This is a genomic window from Streptomyces sp. R33 (assembly GCF_041200175.1).
Lineage (GTDB): Bacteria > Actinomycetota > Actinomycetes > Streptomycetales > Streptomycetaceae > Streptomyces > Streptomyces katrae_B.
The window spans coordinates 1,331,828-1,348,419 of sequence record NZ_CP165727.1 but is presented as its reverse complement, the minus strand read 5'-3'; the positions used below and the strand labels follow the sequence as shown (position 1 = coordinate 1,348,419).

Annotated in this window: 16 protein-coding genes; 11 read left to right on the top strand and 5 right to left on the bottom strand. The window is 73.7% G+C overall.

All coding sequences use genetic code 11. From position 1 onward, the window contains the following. Nucleotides 1-29 precede the first annotated feature (29 nt). Both AB5J51_RS06640 and AB5J51_RS06635 read right to left on the bottom strand, forming a co-directional pair. Nucleotides 30-794 (bottom strand): transglycosylase SLT domain-containing protein, encoded by a 765-nt coding sequence (locus AB5J51_RS06640; protein ID WP_136226136.1) that lies wholly within the window; start codon nucleotides 792-794, stop codon nucleotides 30-32. Between the two features lie 393 nt (nucleotides 795-1,187). After that, entirely contained in the window at nucleotides 1,188-2,099 is a 912-nt protein-coding gene (locus AB5J51_RS06635) for a dihydrodipicolinate synthase family protein (protein ID WP_369777134.1), read from the bottom strand. 71 nt (nucleotides 2,100-2,170) lie between these two features. Between AB5J51_RS06635 and AB5J51_RS06630 the strand changes: the two genes are divergently transcribed. The 7 genes from AB5J51_RS06630 (at nucleotide 2,171) to AB5J51_RS06600 (ending at nucleotide 8,808) form a co-directional block, all read left to right on the top strand. After that, nucleotides 2,171-3,139 (top strand): LysR family transcriptional regulator, encoded by a 969-nt coding sequence (locus AB5J51_RS06630; RefSeq protein WP_053789864.1) that lies wholly within the window; start codon nucleotides 2,171-2,173, stop codon nucleotides 3,137-3,139. A 73-nt stretch (nucleotides 3,140-3,212) separates the two neighbouring features. Further along, complete coding sequence (locus AB5J51_RS06625; RefSeq protein ID WP_030296560.1) at nucleotides 3,213-4,298, top strand: S-(hydroxymethyl)mycothiol dehydrogenase; 1,086 nt, start codon at nucleotides 3,213-3,215, stop codon at nucleotides 4,296-4,298. 362 nt (nucleotides 4,299-4,660) lie between these two features. Further along, nucleotides 4,661-4,915: a hypothetical protein gene (locus AB5J51_RS06620; RefSeq protein ID WP_136223739.1), complete on the top strand. Its 255-nt coding sequence runs from the start codon at nucleotides 4,661-4,663 to the stop codon at nucleotides 4,913-4,915. A 14-nt stretch (nucleotides 4,916-4,929) separates the two neighbouring features. Next, nucleotides 4,930-5,697 carry a helix-turn-helix domain-containing protein gene (locus AB5J51_RS06615; protein ID WP_369777133.1) on the top strand — a complete coding sequence of 256 codons (768 nt, stop codon included), beginning with the start codon at nucleotides 4,930-4,932 and terminating at the stop codon, nucleotides 5,695-5,697. Nucleotides 5,698-5,799: 102 nt separating this feature from the next. After that, nucleotides 5,800-7,110, top strand: coding sequence for an alpha/beta fold hydrolase (locus tag AB5J51_RS06610; RefSeq protein ID WP_369777132.1), 1,311 nt, complete (start codon nucleotides 5,800-5,802; stop codon nucleotides 7,108-7,110). 42 nt (nucleotides 7,111-7,152) lie between these two features. Next, complete coding sequence (locus tag AB5J51_RS06605) at nucleotides 7,153-7,917, top strand: PIG-L deacetylase family protein (RefSeq protein WP_053789870.1); 765 nt, start codon at nucleotides 7,153-7,155, stop codon at nucleotides 7,915-7,917. 57 nt (nucleotides 7,918-7,974) lie between these two features. Continuing rightward, nucleotides 7,975-8,808: an enoyl-CoA hydratase/isomerase family protein gene (locus AB5J51_RS06600; RefSeq protein WP_136223741.1), complete on the top strand. Its 834-nt coding sequence runs from the start codon at nucleotides 7,975-7,977 to the stop codon at nucleotides 8,806-8,808. Here the strand turns inward: AB5J51_RS06600 and AB5J51_RS06595 are convergent. The 3 genes from AB5J51_RS06595 to AB5J51_RS06585 are packed head-to-tail and all read right to left on the bottom strand — an operon-like array spanning nucleotide 8,795 to nucleotide 11,721. Next, on the bottom strand, nucleotides 8,795-9,592 hold the full coding sequence (locus AB5J51_RS06595; protein WP_369777131.1) for a hypothetical protein: 798 nt from the start codon (nucleotides 9,590-9,592) through the stop codon (nucleotides 8,795-8,797). The genes AB5J51_RS06600 and AB5J51_RS06595 overlap by 14 nt on opposite strands. A 36-nt stretch (nucleotides 9,593-9,628) precedes the next feature. Beyond that, the gene (locus AB5J51_RS06590; protein ID WP_133896022.1) at nucleotides 9,629-10,528 is read right to left on the bottom strand and encodes an SDR family oxidoreductase; all 900 of its coding nucleotides are present in this window, start codon (nucleotides 10,526-10,528) and stop codon (nucleotides 9,629-9,631) included. A 50-nt stretch (nucleotides 10,529-10,578) separates the two neighbouring features. Next, entirely contained in the window at nucleotides 10,579-11,721 is a 1,143-nt protein-coding gene (locus tag AB5J51_RS06585; protein ID WP_369777130.1) for a hypothetical protein, read from the bottom strand. Between the two features lie 194 nt (nucleotides 11,722-11,915). Between AB5J51_RS06585 and AB5J51_RS06580 the strand changes: the two genes are divergently transcribed. The 4 genes from AB5J51_RS06580 (at nucleotide 11,916) to AB5J51_RS06565 (ending at nucleotide 16,589) form a co-directional block, all read left to right on the top strand. After that, nucleotides 11,916-12,893: an NADPH:quinone oxidoreductase family protein gene (locus tag AB5J51_RS06580; protein WP_369777129.1), complete on the top strand. Its 978-nt coding sequence runs from the start codon at nucleotides 11,916-11,918 to the stop codon at nucleotides 12,891-12,893. Continuing rightward, nucleotides 12,890-14,083: an acyl-CoA dehydrogenase family protein gene (locus AB5J51_RS06575; RefSeq protein WP_053789876.1), complete on the top strand. Its 1,194-nt coding sequence runs from the start codon at nucleotides 12,890-12,892 to the stop codon at nucleotides 14,081-14,083. The genes AB5J51_RS06580 and AB5J51_RS06575 overlap by 4 nt, the downstream gene beginning before the upstream one ends. Continuing rightward, nucleotides 14,080-15,192 carry an acyl-CoA dehydrogenase family protein gene (locus AB5J51_RS06570; protein WP_053789877.1) on the top strand — a complete coding sequence of 371 codons (1,113 nt, stop codon included), beginning with the start codon at nucleotides 14,080-14,082 and terminating at the stop codon, nucleotides 15,190-15,192. Before AB5J51_RS06575 ends, AB5J51_RS06570 begins: the two co-directional genes overlap by 4 nt. A 164-nt stretch (nucleotides 15,193-15,356) precedes the next feature. Further along, the gene (locus AB5J51_RS06565) at nucleotides 15,357-16,589 is read left to right on the top strand and encodes an FAD-dependent oxidoreductase (RefSeq protein WP_053789878.1); all 1,233 of its coding nucleotides are present in this window, start codon (nucleotides 15,357-15,359) and stop codon (nucleotides 16,587-16,589) included. The last annotated feature ends 3 nt before the right edge of the window (nucleotides 16,590-16,592 follow it).

The following is a 16,592-nucleotide window of genomic DNA, read 5'->3' as shown; positions in this document are numbered from 1 at the left end:
GAGCGGTGCGGCCCCTGCCTGCTGACGGGTCAGTACGGGCCGTTGACGTTGTCGATCGAGCCGTAGCGGGCGGCCGCGTAGTTGCAGGCGGCCGTGATGTTGGCGACCGGGTCGTACGAGTCGTTGGACGTGCCGGGCACGTGGTAGGCCCGGAAGGTCGGGTCGATGACCTGGAGCAGGCCCTTGGAGGGGATGCCGGCCGCGGCGTTGGAGTCCCAGTTGTTGATGGCCAGCGGGTTGCCGGAGGACTCCCGCATCACGTTGCGGTGAATTCCGTTGTAGCTGCCGGGGATTCCGTGCTGGGCCATGATGTCCAGCGACTGCCGGATCCAGCCGTCGAGGTTGTTCGCGTACGTGGTGGCGGGCTTGGCCGCCGCTGCGGTCGTCGCCTTCGCAGCCGTCGCCTTGGCGACGGCTGCCTTCGCCGCCGCGCCGAGGCTCAGCTTGAGCCCGGGGCGAATGATCGAGGGGTTGCCGCCGATGGCGTTCCGGTTGGCCTCGTAGAGGGCCTGCCAGCCGCCGTTCACCGAATGCTCGACGGCGATCTTCGAAAGCGTGTCGCCTACGGTCACCGAATAGGTCAGCGGAGCCGCTGCCTTTTCCGCCGCCGGTTTGACGGCGGGCAGCGTCCGGGTCGTCGCGGCGGGCGCCGAAGCCGGCTGCGCCACGGCCGCTCCGGCCGTGGTCGCGCTGATCAGCGGCAGGGCGAGGGCGGCGCCGCCGGTGCCGGCGAAGGCCAGCTTGCGGGCGATCGGGCGCTGCTTCGGCCGACGGTGCTTTCCGAGTCCGGGCATGGCGGAATTCCTCACGTGCGGAGTGCGGGGGATCCCTGGCGGCTACCGGTTTAGGAAGCTGCCCGCTGGGAACGACGTGACCGTAAGCGAGCCCGCCGGGCCGGAACAAGGCTTGAATTCCACCGGGTGATCGACTTGCCCGTGCCGGGGTCGGAAATGACCTTGGGGGCACCTTCCGGGAATGGCGAAATTCCTTTCCGGGAAAAGGGAATAGCCGCCTCCGGATAAATGATGTTGCCCCTATTCGAGTGACTCACATCACGAGCTCCCGAAGCCTTCCGAGGAAACGGACAAGTCGCCCATAGTCGTGTCCGATTCGGGCATCTCGCCCGTTGTTTGTTAATCGCCCATGCGGGGCTCTTCCCGGCATGCCCGTCATGGTCCGAGGTGCTCCTAGAGCCGCGTCAGCTCCGTCAGCTCCGCCAGCTGTACCAGGGCCGCCGCCACCGCCTCCTCGCCCGCCGGCAGCAGCGGGAGCCGTACGTCGGGCGTGGGGATCCGGCCCCGGGCGTGGAGCACCGCCTTGACCACCGCCGGATTGGGCTCGGCGAAGAGCGCCGCCGACAGCCGGGCCAGGCCGTGGCCCAGGGCGCGCGCCCGCGGCACGTCACCGGCCTGCCAGGCCGCCATCAGCTCCGTGTACCGGGCCGTCGCCACGTGCGCCGAGGCCAGGATCCCGCCCGTCGCGCCCAGCGCCAGCAGCGGAGACAGGTACACGTCGTCGCCCGCCAGCACCGAGAACCCGGCCGGCGGCCGGCCGAGCAGCGCCACCGCCTCCTCGCCGATGCCGCCGCCCGCGTACTTCATCCCGGCCACCCCGGGCAGCTCCCCGAGCGCCCGCAGCGCGGCCACGTCCAGCGGCTGCCCGGTCCGGTACGGGATGTGGTAGACGACCAGCGGTACGGGGCTCACCTCGGCCAGCCGCGCGAAATGTGCCAGCACCCCCGCCGCCGCGGGCCGCACGAACGACGGCACCGTCACCAGCGCCGCCCGCACCTCGGGCCACCTCGCCAGCCGGGCGAGCGTCGCCTCGGCGGCCCGGGTGCCGCTCGCCCCGGCGCCCACGGTCAGCATCGCGCCGCGCTCCCGGCAGACCCGGGCGCAGACGTCGGTGACGAGGTCGCGCTCCGCCTCGTCGAGGGCGGCGGGCTCGCCGGTGGTGCCGAGGGCGACGATCCCGGTGGCGCCCTCGTCGAGCACCGCGTGGGCGAGTGCCTCCAGGGCGTCGGCGGCGACGTCCCCGGCGCGGGTGAAGGGGGTGACGAGCGATACGTGAATCCCGTGGAGGGAGAGGTCGTGTGTCATGCCCACGAGCTTCATCTGCCCGGAGCATCAAATCCAGTTCGCGTTTCTTACCCGAAGCGTAAGCTGAGCCGATGCTCGACGTACGACGCCTGCGCCTGCTGCGCGAACTCGCCCGCCGCGGGACGATCGCCGCCGTGGCCGAGGCCCTGGCCTTCAGTCCTTCGGCGGTGTCCCAGCAACTCGGCGTCCTCGAGCGCGAGGCGGGCCTGCCGCTGCTCGAACGCACCGGCCGCCGGGTCCGGCTCACGCCCGCCGGGCAGAACCTGGTCCGGCACGCCGAGGCCGTGCTGGAACGGCTCGAACAGGCCGACGCCGAACTCGCCGAGGCGCGCAGCGGCCTGGCCGGCGCCCTGCGCATCGGGGCCTTCCCCACCGCCATCCGGGCCATCGTCCCGGCCGCCCTGGTCGCACTGGCCCGGCGCCATCCGGGGCTGGAGCCGATGGTGTCGGAGACCGACCCGGCCGCGGTCGCGCACGCGCTGCGCGCCGGGGACCTGGACGTGGCCCTGATCCACGAGTACGACTTCGTCCCCGCGCAGAAGGAGCCGGGGCTCGCCACCGAACCGCTGTACCGGGAGGCGATGTACCTGGCGGCCCCGACGGGAACGACGGCGGAGGACGCCGCCCCGGGCGACCCGCGCCCCGACCGGATCCCCCGTCAGGGCCCCGACCAGGGTTCCGTGCTGCGGGCCCACGCCGACGCACCCTGGATCACCGCCACCCCCGGCACCCTCTGCCACGCCATGGCCCTGCGGGCCTGCCAGGCCGCCGGCTTCACCCCGCGGATCCGCCACCAGGTCGACGAGTTCCCCACCGTGCTCGCCCTGGTCGCGGCCGGGCAGGGCGTCGCGGTGGTCCCGCAGCTCGGGGTCATGGGGCCCACCGACCCGGCCGTCTGCCTCACGCGTCTCCTGATGGAGCGCCGCACCAAGGTCGCCTTCCGCAGCGGCGCCGCCACCCACCCGGCCGTGGCCGCCTTCGGGGCGGCACTTCGCGCCGCCGTGCCACCGGAACTCGCCACTCCGACTTCCGCCGCGTGACGCAACTCCCCTCCGCCGCCGCGTCCGTGTACGTTCGTTGATCCAGACAGATCCGACCAGAGCGGGGTACGACGTGACGCATCGCGTACGAGGGGTCATCGCCCGGAGCAAGGGCGCACCGGTGGAGACGACGACGATCCTCGTGCCCGACCCCGGGCCCGGCGAGGCCCTGGTCAAGGTGCAGGCCTGCGGGGTCTGCCACACCGACCTCCACTACCGCGAGGGCGGCATCAACGACGAGTTCCCCTTCCTGCTCGGCCACGAGGCCGCAGGGATCGTCGAATCCGTCGGCCCGGACGTCACCTCGGTCGCCCCCGGTGACTTCGTGATCCTCAACTGGCGTGCGGTCTGCGGCACCTGCCGCGCCTGCAAGCGCGGCCGCCCCTGGTACTGCTTCAACACGCACAACGCCACGCAGCCCATGACCCTCGAGGACGGCACCCCGCTCTCGCCGGCGCTCGGCATCGGCGCGTTCGCCGAGAAGACCCTGGTCGCGGCCGGCCAGTGCACCAAGGTCGACCCGGCCGCCGCGCCGGCCGCCGCCGGACTCCTCGGCTGCGGGGTGATGGCCGGCCTCGGCGCCGCCCTGAACACCGGAAACGTCGGACGGGGCGACTCGGTCGCCGTCATCGGCTGTGGGGGAGTGGGCAACGCAGCCGTCGCCGGCGCCCGCCTCGCCGGAGCCGCCCGGATCATCGCCGTCGACCTCGACGACCGGAAGCTGGAGTGGGCGCGGGGCCTCGGGGCCACCCACACCGTCAACGGCCGTACCGAGGACGTGGTCAAGGCCATCCAGGGGCTCACCGGCGGGAACGGCGCGGACGTGGTCATCGACGCCGTGGGCCGCCCCGAGACCTACCAGCAGGCCTTCTACGCCCGCGACCTGGCCGGGACCGTGGTCCTGGTCGGCGTGCCGACGCCGGAGATGAAGCTCGAACTCCCGCTCCTCGACGTCTTCGGCCGCGGCGGCGCCCTCAAGTCCTCCTGGTACGGGGACTGCCTGCCCGAGCGCGACTTCCCCCTCCTCATCGACCTCTACCTCCAGGGCCGCCTCGACCTTGACGCCTTCGTGTCCGAGACGATCCCGCTCGACGGCGTCGAAGCCGCCTTCGCCCGGATGGAGCGCGGCGAGGTCCTCCGCTCGGTGGTCGAGTTCTAGACCCACCCCCGTCCCACCCGACCCGTCCCACCCGACCCGTCCGACCCGACCCGTCCGACCCGACCCACCGGCCCCGGCGCTCACGCGCCGGGGCCGGTGCCGTTTCCCCGGTTGCCCGCCTCCGCCCGCCGTCGTCCGTTCCGGTCCGGCCGGGCACGCGGCGTCAAGGGATCGTGCACGCCATGCCAAGGCCCCGGGGACCGGGGCGCGCCCATACTCGTGACCAGGAGCCACCGCCCGCCGACGGCCGCACGCCGAGGCGGAGCACAGCACTCGCGCAAGCACCGGCGTTTTTCACGGCTCACCCTCACGTTCGCGCTTCCTCGGGCATCGCACGCCCGAAAACAGGAAGGAACAGCTGAATGTTCAAGAAGGCGGCACTCATGGGAGCAGCCCTCGGGCTGGTCCTCGCGTCGATGGCGGGCACCGCCTCGGCCGAGCCCGTCCGATCCGACCCCCTCTCGGCCGTCGCGCCGCGTCCGGACGGCGCACTGGGCCCGTCCGCGGCAGCCGGTCTCTCCTGCGGATGGGGCTACGACTGTGACGACAAGGATCCGGGCGACTACTCCTGGGACGCCAAGGACACCGACGACCGGGCGAGCGACCCCGGCTGCTGATCCTGCGCGGATCCATGCAGGTGTCCCAGGCGGACCGGCAAGCACGGCTCGAGGCCGGGGACTTCAACCTGTGGAGCTCCTCCTTCCCCTCCGGGAGCCGGTCCGCCGGCGGCCGGGAGGGCGCTCCCGCCGCCCCCTCCGACGCCCTCATCCTGCACCTGCCGCGCACCCTCGTACCGCTGCCGGAGGCCAAGGTGAACCGGCTGCTCGCGCGCGGCCTGCCCGCCGGCACCGGTGTCGCGGCGATCCTCGCCCGCCACCTCACGTCCGTCGTCGAAGAGGCGGAGCACCTGGACGAGGGCGACGGCAACCGTCTCGGTGCCCTGACGTCGGACCTGGCCACGGCCTTCCTCGCACGGCACCTCGACGCCGCGGACCTGCTGCCGCCGCACACCCGCCAACAGGTGCTGCTCAGCCGCATCGACACCTTCATCGAGGACAACCTCGCCGATCCGGAACTCTCCCCGCGGACCGTCGCCGCCCGCCATCACATCTCCGTACGGCTCCTGCACCGGCTCTTCGCCGCGCGGGAGGAATCGGTGTCCGCGACGATCCGCAGACTCCGGCTGGAGCGCTGCTCGGCCGACCTCCTCGACCCCCGGCTCGTCGGCACGCCCGTGCACGCCGTGGGGGCGCGATGGGGTTTCGCCGACGCCGCGGCGTTCAGCCGCACCTTTCGCGCCGCCTACGGGATTTCGCCGCGGGACCACCGGCACGGCGCGCCCACGGCCCGTGTCGGCCGGACACGCCCGGCAGGGCAGACCGTCGGCCACCGCCGGTAAGGTGCGGGGCGGCCCGGGGGTCCGTACTACACTCGGCCGGGCCGCCACACCCGTGACCCGGTCGCGATCCGCCCGGGGCAGCCGCACACCCAGGGGCCGTTCGTGACCGTCGACCGAAGCTACCGCCAGCCCGGTGTCGTCCTCACCGACCACCGCTTCACCGTCCCGCTCGACCACACCCGCCCGGACGGCGAGCACATCGAGCTGTACGCCCGCGAGGCCGTCGCCACCGGCAAGGACCCCGAGACCCTGCCCTGGCTGCTCTACCTGGAGGGCGGCCCCGGCTTCGGCGCCCGCCGCTTCACCGGCCGGCAGGCCTGGCTGGAACGGGCCCTCACCGAGTACCGCGTGCTCCTGCTCGACCAGCGAGGCACCGGCCGCTCCACCCCGGTCAACCGGCAGACCCTGCCCCTGCGCGGCACCCCCGCGCAGCAGGCGGAGTACCTCGCCCACTTCCGCGCCGATTCCATCGTGCGCGACGCCGAGGCCATCCGCCCCGGCCTGACCGGCGGTGCGCCCTGGACCGTACTCGGGCAGAGCTTCGGCGGCTTCTGCACCACCCACTACCTCTCCACCGCCCCCGAGGGCCTGACCGCCGCCCTGATCACCGGCGGCCTCCCGTCCCTGACCGCCACCGCCGACGAGGTGTACGAGGCCGCGTACCCCCGCATCGAGCGGAAGAACCTGGCCCACTACGCCCGCTACCCGATGGACGTCGAGCGCGCCCGGCGCATCGCCGCCCACCTCGTGGAGCGCCCGGCCGAACTCCCCGGCGGCTACCGCCTCACCGCCACGGCCTTCCAGTCCCTCGGCATCCTGCTCGGCACCGGCGACGGCAGCCACCAGCTGCACTACCTCCTCGAGGACGCCTTCGTCCCGACCCCGTCGGGCCCCGCCCTCTCCGACGCCTTCCTGGAAGTCGTCCGCGGACTGCTCTCCTTCGCCGCGCACCCCCTCTACGCCCTGCTCCACGAGCCGATCTACGCCCAGGACCCGGCCGCGCCCACCGCCTGGGCCGCCGAACGGGTCCGCGCCGGCCGGCCCGGCTTCGACGCCGAGAAGGCCCTCGCGGGGGACGGGCCCCTGCTCTTCAGCGGCGAGACCATCCACCCCTGGCACTTCACCGCCGACCCCGCCCTGGCCCCGCTGCGCGAGACCGCCGAGCTGCTGGCCGCCCGTACCGGATGGCAGCCCCTGTACGACCCGGCCCGACTGGCCGCCAACGAGGTGCCGGTGGCCGCCGCGGTCTACCACGACGACATGTACGTGGACACCGCGCACTCCCTGCAGACCGCGCGGGCCATCCGGGGCCTGCGCACCTGGGTGACGGACGAGTTCGAGCACGACGGCGTCCGCGCCGGCGGCCCCCGCGTCCTCGACCGCCTCCTGGCCCTCGTGCACGACGAGGTCTAGAACCCCGCTTCCGGTGCGCAGGGTGCGTCTATTGTGCGACGCATGACCGAACAACTGGATCAGCCCGCGCCCCTGGAGCCCATGCCCACCGACTGGCAGCGCGCCCTCGCGGTGGTCGCCCACCCCGACGATCTGGAGTACGGCGGCGCCGCGGCGATCGCCGACTGGACGGACGGCGGCCGCGAGGTCGTCTACCTCCTGGCCACGCGCGGCGAGGCCGGCATCGACACGATCCCGCCCGAGGAGTGCGCCCCTCTGCGCGAGGCCGAGCAGCGCGCGAGCGCCGCCGTCGTCGGGGTCTCCACCGTGGAGTTCCTCGACTACCGCGACGGCATCGTCGAGTACGGCCTCGACCTGCGCCGGGACATCGCGGCCGCCATCCGCCGGCACCGCCCCGAACTGCTCATCACCCTCAACCACCGCGACACCTGGGGCGGCCAGGGCGGCGGGGGCTACTGGAACACCCCCGACCACAAGGCCGTCGGCCGGGCCACCCTGGACGCCGCCGCCGACGCCGGCAACCGGTGGATCTTCCCCGAGCTCCTCTCCGAGCAGGGGCTGGAGCCCTGGAACGGGGTGCGCTGGGTCGCGGTCGCCGGGTCCTCGACGCCGACACACGCGGCGGACGCGGGGCCCGGCCTGGAACGCTCGATCAAGTCGCTGATGGAGCACAAGGCGTACATCGAGGTGCTCACCGACCAGGACCCGGAGGAGTACTGCCGGAACTTCCTCACCGGCTTCGCCCAGCAGGCGTCGGTGCGCTTCGGCGGCCGCCCGGCGGTGACGTTCGAGGTCTTCTCGCGCTGAGCCCACGCCCCTAAACTGACGGCACATCAGTTTTCGTCAGGGGGGCGGGCCGGCTCGTTGATCGACACCATCGGCAACGACATCGCGGAGGGTGAGGAGCGCATCCGTCTGGAGGTCGCGGACGGGATCGCGGTCCTCACCCTCTGCCGCCCCGACCGGCTCAACGGCTGGAGCTGGGAGTCCACCCGCCAGCTGGGCCTCCTCGCGGACCGGATCCGCTTCGACCCGGCCGTACGCGTGGTCCTGCTGCGCGCCGAGGGCCGGGCGTTCTGCGCGGGCATCGACGTGGCCGCCCCCGGCGGCGACATCACGGGGGCGACGGCCGCGGAGCGGACCCGCAACTACTACGAGGGCATCCGCTGGGTCCACGAGCGCTTCGCCGTGCTCTCGCGGCTCCCGCAGCCGGTGGTGGCCGCCGTACAGGGCTACTGCCTCGGCTTCGGCTTCGAGCTGGCCCTGATGGCCGACCTCCGCATCGCCGCCGAGGACGCCGTCTTCGCCCTGCCGGAGGCGCAGCTCGGCGTGGCGGTGGACGCGGGGGGCGACCTGAGGATCGCCCGCGAGGCGGGCGCCGGCTGGGCCAAGTTCCTGGCGCTGACCGGCCGCCGCATCGACGCCGCGACGGCGCACCGCCTGAACCTGGTCCAACTGCTCGTCCCCCCGGCCGAACTGGACGCCGCGGCCCGTGCACTCGCGGCCGAGATCGCGGCCAACGCCCCCCTCGCCGTCCAGGGCATCAAGCGCGCGATCGACGCCTACGCGGACGCCGCCCTGGCCCCGGCGCTCGACCGCGTGGCGATGACGGCGGCCCTCACCCTCACCTCCGAGGACTGCCGCGAGGGCTACACCGCCAAGGCGGCCCGCCGCCCTCCGCACTTCAGCGGAGGCTGAACACAGGGCGGGTCGAGAAGCCCTCGTACATGCCCTCGCCGTCCGGTCCGTACGCGAACTCCGCCATGGACGGGTTGCGGTTGGCGGTGGCCAGTGGCAGCCACGCGAGCAGGTCGCCGTATCCGCCGCAGACGGCCTCGCCGCCGTCACCGCCGTGTGCCGCGGCCGGGTCGGTGCTCAGCTCCGTGCCGTAGCTGTCGTACGCGATGTGCAGCCCGAAGGCGTTGGGTTCGTGCCGCAGGCCGCCGCCACCGTAGGACGGCTCGCCCAGGGGGCACTCGTTCCCCCACCGGAACAGGGTGCCGGCCCCGGCCCCGCACGCATGCTCCCACTCGTCGGCGCTCGGCATCCGCAGCCCGCGCACCGCGAGCGCCGCCGGCGTCCCGGCCGGGCACTCGGTCAGGGCCTCGTCCTCCACGGCCATGAGCACGGTGGCCAGTGTCGCGGTACGGACCGGGCTGAGCACCTCGGCGAGATAGTCCTTCAGGTCGAGCTCGTACCCGTACCCCTCCGCCCGGCTCTCCTCGTAGTCGGCGACCTGCGCGGGTGTGGGCACCCAGGCGTCGAGATCGAACCCGAGCCGCACCGCTCCGCCGGGTACGAGGGCGAACTCCTGCCCCTCGCGCTCGATGCGTACGCGGTGCAGCGGCCCGCCCAGGTGCTCGACGGTGTCGAGCAGCACCACCCGGCCGCCCGCCTGCGCGGCGGCCTCGTGGGCGATGCGCCCGGCGGCGGCCCGGTCGAGCGAACGCCAGTGGGCGAAGGTCAGATCGGCGAGAGACATGGAGGGATCCTCGCAGCAGCCACTGACAACCACCGCTCAGGGGGTGAACGGGCCGCGGCCCAGCTGGGTGCGGACCGGCACCACCTCGGGGTTGACCAGGGCGCGGCGCTGCCAGTTCGCGCCGTCGACCACCAGGGTGTGGCCGGTGATGAACCGGGCGAAGGGGGAGGCCAGGAAGGTGGCGGCCCAGCCGAGTTCGCGCGGAGCGCCGACGCGCAGGGCGGGCTGGCGGGAGCCGCGGTCGTCGGGCGCGGCGCGTTCCAGGCCGTCGCGTATGTCCTCGGTCATGTCGGCGTGCGGGAACAGGCCGGGGACCAGGCCGTTGACCTGGATGCCGTACGGGCCCCACTCGACGGCGAGCGTCTCCACCAGGTTCTTCACCCCCGCCTTGGCGGCCGCGCTGTGGGCGAAGCCCGGGCCGCCGGTCCAGGCGTACGAGGCACCGATGTTGACGATGGAGCCGGCCGTCGCGGCGGCGAGGTGGCGGCGGCCGAACTCGCGGGTCATGAACCAGGTGCCGGTCAGGGTGATGTCGACGACCGCCCGCCATGCGCCCGGGGACAGCTCCTCCGCCGGGGAGGGGAAATTGGCGGCCGCGTTGTTGACCAGGACGTCCGGCAGGCCGAGGGCCGCCTGCGCCGCATCGAAGACCTCGGCGATCCGCTCCGGGTCCCTGATGTCGCAGACGGCGGCCGTCACCCGGCCCGCGCCGGGAACGGCCGCCAGCTCCTCCTGCGCCGTCTTCAGCTGCTCGGCACGCCGTCCTGCGATCACCAGGTCCGCGCCGAGCCGCGCGAACTCGGCGGCGATGGCCTTGCCCAGCCCGGTCCCGCCGCCGGTCACGAGGACCACCCGCCCCCCGTACGTTCCGGGGGGCAGGGCGGCCGTGCCGAGCGGCGGGGGCGCGGGCAGCCCGCGCGGGGTCTCGTCCGTCATGGGGGCATCGATAGCGCGCGGGCGCCGAGATCACCATGCCCGCGACGGGGTCAACTCTGCGGCGCGTACGCCTGCTTGCTCGCGCAGGTCCAGATCACGGCGCTGCCCTTCATCGTCTCCCAGTCGTAGAACGTGCCGCCCACCCGGTCGTCGTCCGAGGCCGCGTACGCCGAGCTGCGCGAGTCCGGGCCGGTGCCGGCGGGGTGGGGGAGGGCCAGAGGGGCTCCCGTGCCCGGCCAGTACGCGGCGTGGAGGAAGTTGGGGTATCCGTCGACGAAGGTGACGGCCGAGCCGACGGCCACGTTCGTGGCCGGGCTGAGCCCGTCGAGGGTGACGTGGTCGTAGCCCTCGACCCGGCCGGGGTCGTTCGGCAGGGCGTCGTAGGGCTTCTTCCAGACGGCCGGCTTGCGCTCCTGCCAGTCGCGGTGGCTGCGGTCCTCGTGGCCGACGACCCGGCCGCGGTCGTCGATGCCGGCCGCGGCCGTCCGGACCGTCGGGTCGTCCTCGGTCCACACCTGCAGGCTGTACGGCGGGTATCCGCCCCCGGCAGGCCAGACGACCGGGAAGGTCTTCCCCCTGGGCTGGTCGTCCTCCTCGTAGGACGTCTGCGCCGTGCCGACGATGTCCCCGCGCGCGTTGATCCCGTTCACCGAGACGATCCTGGTGCTCGGGTGGGCGTCCGCGGGCACGGGCAGCTCGCGCACCACGGCGCCGTTCAGCCATTCCTTGGCGACGCCGCCCTCCATGCCGACGGAGCGGCCCGAGTCGTTGACGTCCGTCACCGCGCTCGAAGCGCTTCCGCCGCCGATCAGCCGGACCGCCGCCGCACCCTTCTGGTACGTGAATCCGTACGGTGTGTCGGGCGCACCGGCTCGCCGGAGGGTGCCCACCATCAGGCCCTTGGCGTTCACCGCGAGGACCTCGCCGGACACGAAGCCCTCGGGCAGCGGGACGGCGTGCACCGCGTGGTCGGCCGTCCAGTAGGCGGGCAGTCCGACGCTTTCGCCGGCCACCAGGCCGCCGGCCCCGAAGGCCCGTACGGATCCGTAGGCGGGCGAGGGGCCCGCCGCGAGGGCCGGCAGCCGCAGGACGTCCGGCGTGCACGCGGCGCCGGCCGCCGCGGCCGGGGCGGCCGCCGTGATCAGGCCGGCCAGAACGACGGCGGCGGCGGCCGCGGACATGCTTCTTCTCATGTGGTGGTCCCCCCTGGACTCAAGTCATGACGAGTGCACGCCACATGCTGCCTGACCGGGGGCTGAAGTGGCCGGATTGACGCGTGGTGTTTCGGACCGGCCCGCAATCCGCTCCACCGACGGTTCCCAGAGTGACAAGCGACCGCTTAGTATGCCGCGGAGCGTGGTTCCTCGACGGCGGCTGGAGGCCCCGGATGCAGGCATGGCGAGTACATACCCCCGGCGAACCCCGAGAGGCCCTGCGCCTCGAGGAGATTCCCGAACCAGTCCCCGGCGAGGGCGAGGTGCGACTGCAGGTCCTCGCGGCGAACCTCAACTTCCCCGACGCGCTGCTCGTCCGCGGCCAGTACCAGATCCGCCCGCCGCTGCCCTTCACCCCCGGCGTCGAGATCTGCGGCCTCACGGACGACGGCCGCCGCGTCATCGCCACCCCGAGCCTGCCGCACGGCGGCTTCGCCGAGTACGTGATCGCGTCCGAACGGAACCTGCTCCCGGCCCCGGAGAGCCTCGACGACGCCGAGGCCGCTGCCCTGCACATCGGCTACCAGACCGGCTGGTTCGGCCTGCACCGGCGGGCCCGCCTCCAAGCCGGCGAGACCCTGCTCGTGCACGCCGCCGCCGGCGGGGTCGGCAGCGCCGCGGTCCAGCTCGGCAAGGCCGCCGGGGCCACCGTCATCGGGGTCGTCGGGGGCAAGCCCAAGGCGCGTACCGCCGAGGAACTCGGCTGCGACCTGGTGATCGACCGTACGACCGAGGACGTCGTCGCCCGGGTGAAGGAGTTCACCGGCGGGCGCGGAGCCGACGTGGTCTACGACCCCGTGGGCGGCGATTCCTACACCGCCTCCGCCAAGTGCGTGGCCTTCGAGGGCCGGATCGTCGTCGTCGGCTTCGCGAGCGGCACCATCCCCGCCCCCGCCCTGAACCACGCCCTCGTCAAGAACTACTCGATCCTCGGCCTCCACTGGGGCCTCTACGCGGCCAAGGACCCGGGCGCGATCCCGGCCTGCCACACCGAACTCACCCGCCTCGCCGCCGAAGGCGCCATCAAGCCCCTGATCAGTGAACGCATCGCCCTCCCCGCGGTGGCCGATGCCGTGCAGCGCCTCGCCGACGGCGCCACGACCGGCCGGGTCGTCCTGGCCATGCCCCGGCAGCCGGGAGCGGCCCGATGACCGCGATCACCGCCGACCACCTGGTCACGCGCATCCGGGACCTGCTCGCCGCGCACCCGCCCGCCGACACCGACCGCACCGACTTCCTGCGCGCCCGCTTCGATGCCGGACTCGCCTGGGTGCACTACCCCGAGGGCCTCGGCGGACTCGGTGCGCCCCGCTCCCTCCAGGCCGTCGTCGACGCCGAACTCGAGGCGGCCGGCGCCCCCGACAACGACCCGCGCCGGATCGGCATCGGCCTCGGCATGGCCGCCCCCACGATCCTCGCGTACGGCACCGACGAGCAGAAGCAGCGCTTCCTGCGCCCCCTGTGGGTCGGCGAGGAGGTCTGGTGCCAGCTCTTCAGCGAGCCCGGCGCCGGCTCCGACCTCGCCGCGCTCGGCACCCGCGCGGTCCGCGAGAGCGGCTCCGGCGACTGGATCGTCGACGGACAGAAGGTGTGGACCTCCAGCGCCCACACCGCCCGCTGGGCCATCCTGATCGCCCGCACCGACCCGGCGCTGCCCAAGCACCAGGGCATCACCTACTTCCTGTGCGACATGCACGCCCCCGGCGTCGAGGTCCGGCCGCTGCGCCAGATCACCGGCGAGGCCGAGTTCAACGAGGTCTTCCTGACCGGCGTCCGCATTCCCGACAGCCACCGGCTCGGCGCCGTCGGCCAGGGCTGGGCGGTCGCCCGCACCACCCTCATGAACGAGCGCGTCTCCATCGGCGGCATGCGGATCCCGCGCGAGGGCGGCATGATCGCGCCCGTCGCCGCGGCCTGGCGCGAGCGGCCCGCCCTGCGTACCCACGCACTGCACCAGCGGCTGCTCCAGCTCTGGGTCCAGGCCGAGGTCGCCCGGCTCACCGCCGAGCGACTGCGCCAGCAGCTCGCCGCCGGGCAGCCCGGCCCGGAGGGGTCCGGCATGAAGCTCACCTTCGCCCGCCTCAACCAGGAGATCAGCGGCCTGGAGGTGGAACTCCTCGGCGAGGAGGGCCTGCTGTACGAGGACTGGACGATGCGCCGGCCCGAGCTCGTCGACTTCACCGGCCGCGACGCCGGCTACCGCTACCTGCGCGCCAAGGGCAACAGCATCGAGGGCGGCACCAGCGAAATCCTCCTCAACATCGTCGCCGAACGCGTCCTCGGCCTGCCCCCCGAGCCGCGCGACGACAAGGACCTCGCCTGGAAGGACCTGGCCCGATGAGCGATGCCTTCGACCTGCTGTACTCCGAGACGGAGGAAGAGCTCCGGTCCGCCGTACGGGCACTGCTCGCCGACCGGTGCACACCGGCACAGGTGCTCGCCCGGGCGGAGACCGGCCGGCCGCACGACCCGGAACTGTGGCACACGCTCGCCGCGGAGATCGGCACGGCCGGGCTGCTCGTACCGGAGAAGCTCGGCGGCCAGGGCGCGGGCCACCGGGAGGCGGCCGTGGTCCTGGAGGAGCTGGGGCGGGCCGTGGCGCCGGTGCCGTACCTGACGAGCGCAGTACTGGCGACGGAGATCCTGCTCGGGCTCGGCTGCGAGGCGCCGGAAGTGGCGCTCCTGCTGGCCGAGTTGGCCGCCGGCCGACAGGTGTGCGCCCCCGCGCTTCCGCTGACCCAGGCCCCGGGCGCGCCACTGCCGGGCGCCGTACGGGACACCGGGGGCGGGGCCTTGACGGGCACCGTGGGCTCGGTGGCGGACGCGGTGGCCGCCGATGTGCTGCTGGTCCTCGCGGACACGGGGCTGTACGCGGTCCCGGCCGCGGAGGCCGCGCTGAGCCCGCTCGTCCCGCTGGACCTGACCCGCCCGCTCGCCACGGTGACGCTGGAGGGGGCTGCGGGGACCCGCCTCGCCGACCCGGCGACGGCCCGCGCGGCGATCGCCGGAGCACTGCTGTCGGGCGCCGGACTCCTGGCCTCCGAGCAGGTCGGGCTCGCAGAATGGTGCCTGACGGAGACGGTGCGGCACGTACGCGGCCGCCACCAGTTCAACCGGCCGGTCGGCTCCTTCCAGGCACTGAAGCACCGTCTGGCGCAGCTCTGGCTGGACGTCGCCTCGGCCCGGGCGGCGGCCCGCGCCGCCGCGGACGCGCTGGCCACCGGAGCCCCCGACGCCCCGCTCACGGTGGCGGTCGCCCAGGCGTACTGCTCCGGGGTCGCGGTCCGCGCGGCCGAGGAGTGCGTACAGCTGCACGGCGGGATCGGCATGACGTGGGAGCACCCGGCGCACCTGTACCTGAAGCGCGCCAAGGCCGGTTCGCTGGCGCTCGGGACCCCGGGCCACCACCACGCCCTGGTGGCGGACTTCGCCGAACTCCCGTCCCCCTAGCGCCGGTCTCCCGGGCGATCGGGTTCGTACCGCGGCCGGTTGGGGAGGGATGCGGGACGGCGACCGCGCCCCACGGCGCGTCGCCGTCGTTGCCGTCCCCGCCGCCGTGGGTGCGGTATACGTCCTGTGGGGCTTGCCCGATGCCGGCGAAGGGAGTGGTTGCCGTGGAGCGTACGGCCTGCTGTGTGGTGGGAGGCGGGCCCGCCGGGATGGTGCTGGCCCTGCTGCTGGCCCGGGCCGGGGTGGAGGTGACCGTCCTGGAGAAACACGGCGACTTCCTGCGCGACTTCCGCGGCGACACCGTGCACCCGTCCACCCTGTCGCTGCTGGACGACATCGGCCTCGCCGAACGGTTCGCCCGGCTGCCGCAGCGGCGGGTGACCTCCGTGCAGCTGCCCATCGGGCCGGACCGGTCCCTCGTCACGGTCGGCAACATCGGGGCGCTGCACGGGAAGTACAACTACATCGCGATGGTGCCGCAGTGGGACCTGCTCGACCTGCTCGCCGACGAAGCGGGCAAGGAGCCTTCCTTCCGGCTGCGCATGGACACCGAGGCGACGTCCTTCCTGATGGAGCGCGGCAGGGTCGCGGGCGTGCGGTACCGCACGGCGGACGGCACCACGGGTGAGCTCAGGGCCACGCTGACCGTGGCCTGCGACGGCCGCGGATCCTTCGCCAGGGTGCTGCCCGAGCTCGGCCTGGAGGGCTTCCCGTGCCCGATGGACGCCTGGTGGTTCCGGCTGCCGCGCCACGAGGACGACCCCAGCGGCCTCGTGGGAGGCCTGGGCGAGCGGTTCTTCAGCGCGCTCATCGACCGCGGCGACTACTGGCAGTGCGCGGGGCTCATCCCCAAGGGGACCGATGCCGAACGCCGCGCCGAGGGCCTGGACCACTTCATGGCCCAGTTCACCGACGCCGTTCCCTGGCTGGCCGACCGGGCCCACGCCCTCACCTCCTGGGACGAGGTCAAGCTGCTCGACGTGCGGCTGGACCGGCTGCGCCGCTGGCACCGGCCGGGGCTGCTGTGCATCGGCGACGCCGCGCACGCCATGTCACCGGTCTTCGGCATCGGCATCAACCTCGCCGTGCAGGACGCGGTGGCCGCCGCCCGCTACCTCGTCCGCCCGCTGCTCGAGGGGACCGTGGGGCTGCACGACGTACGCCGCGTACAGCGCCGCCGCATGCCCACGACGGTGGCGACCCAGGGCATGCAGCGCCTGGCCCACGCCCAGGTCATCGAGCCGCTGCTGGCCGGCCGCACCGCGTTCGGCCATCCCCGGCGGGCCAAACGGCTGACCGAGCTCGTCACCGACTCGCGGTGGCTGAACCGGGTGCCGGCCTACTTCATCGGGTACGGGGCGCTGCGCGAGCGGCCCCCGAAGGAATCGCTCCGCTGAAAC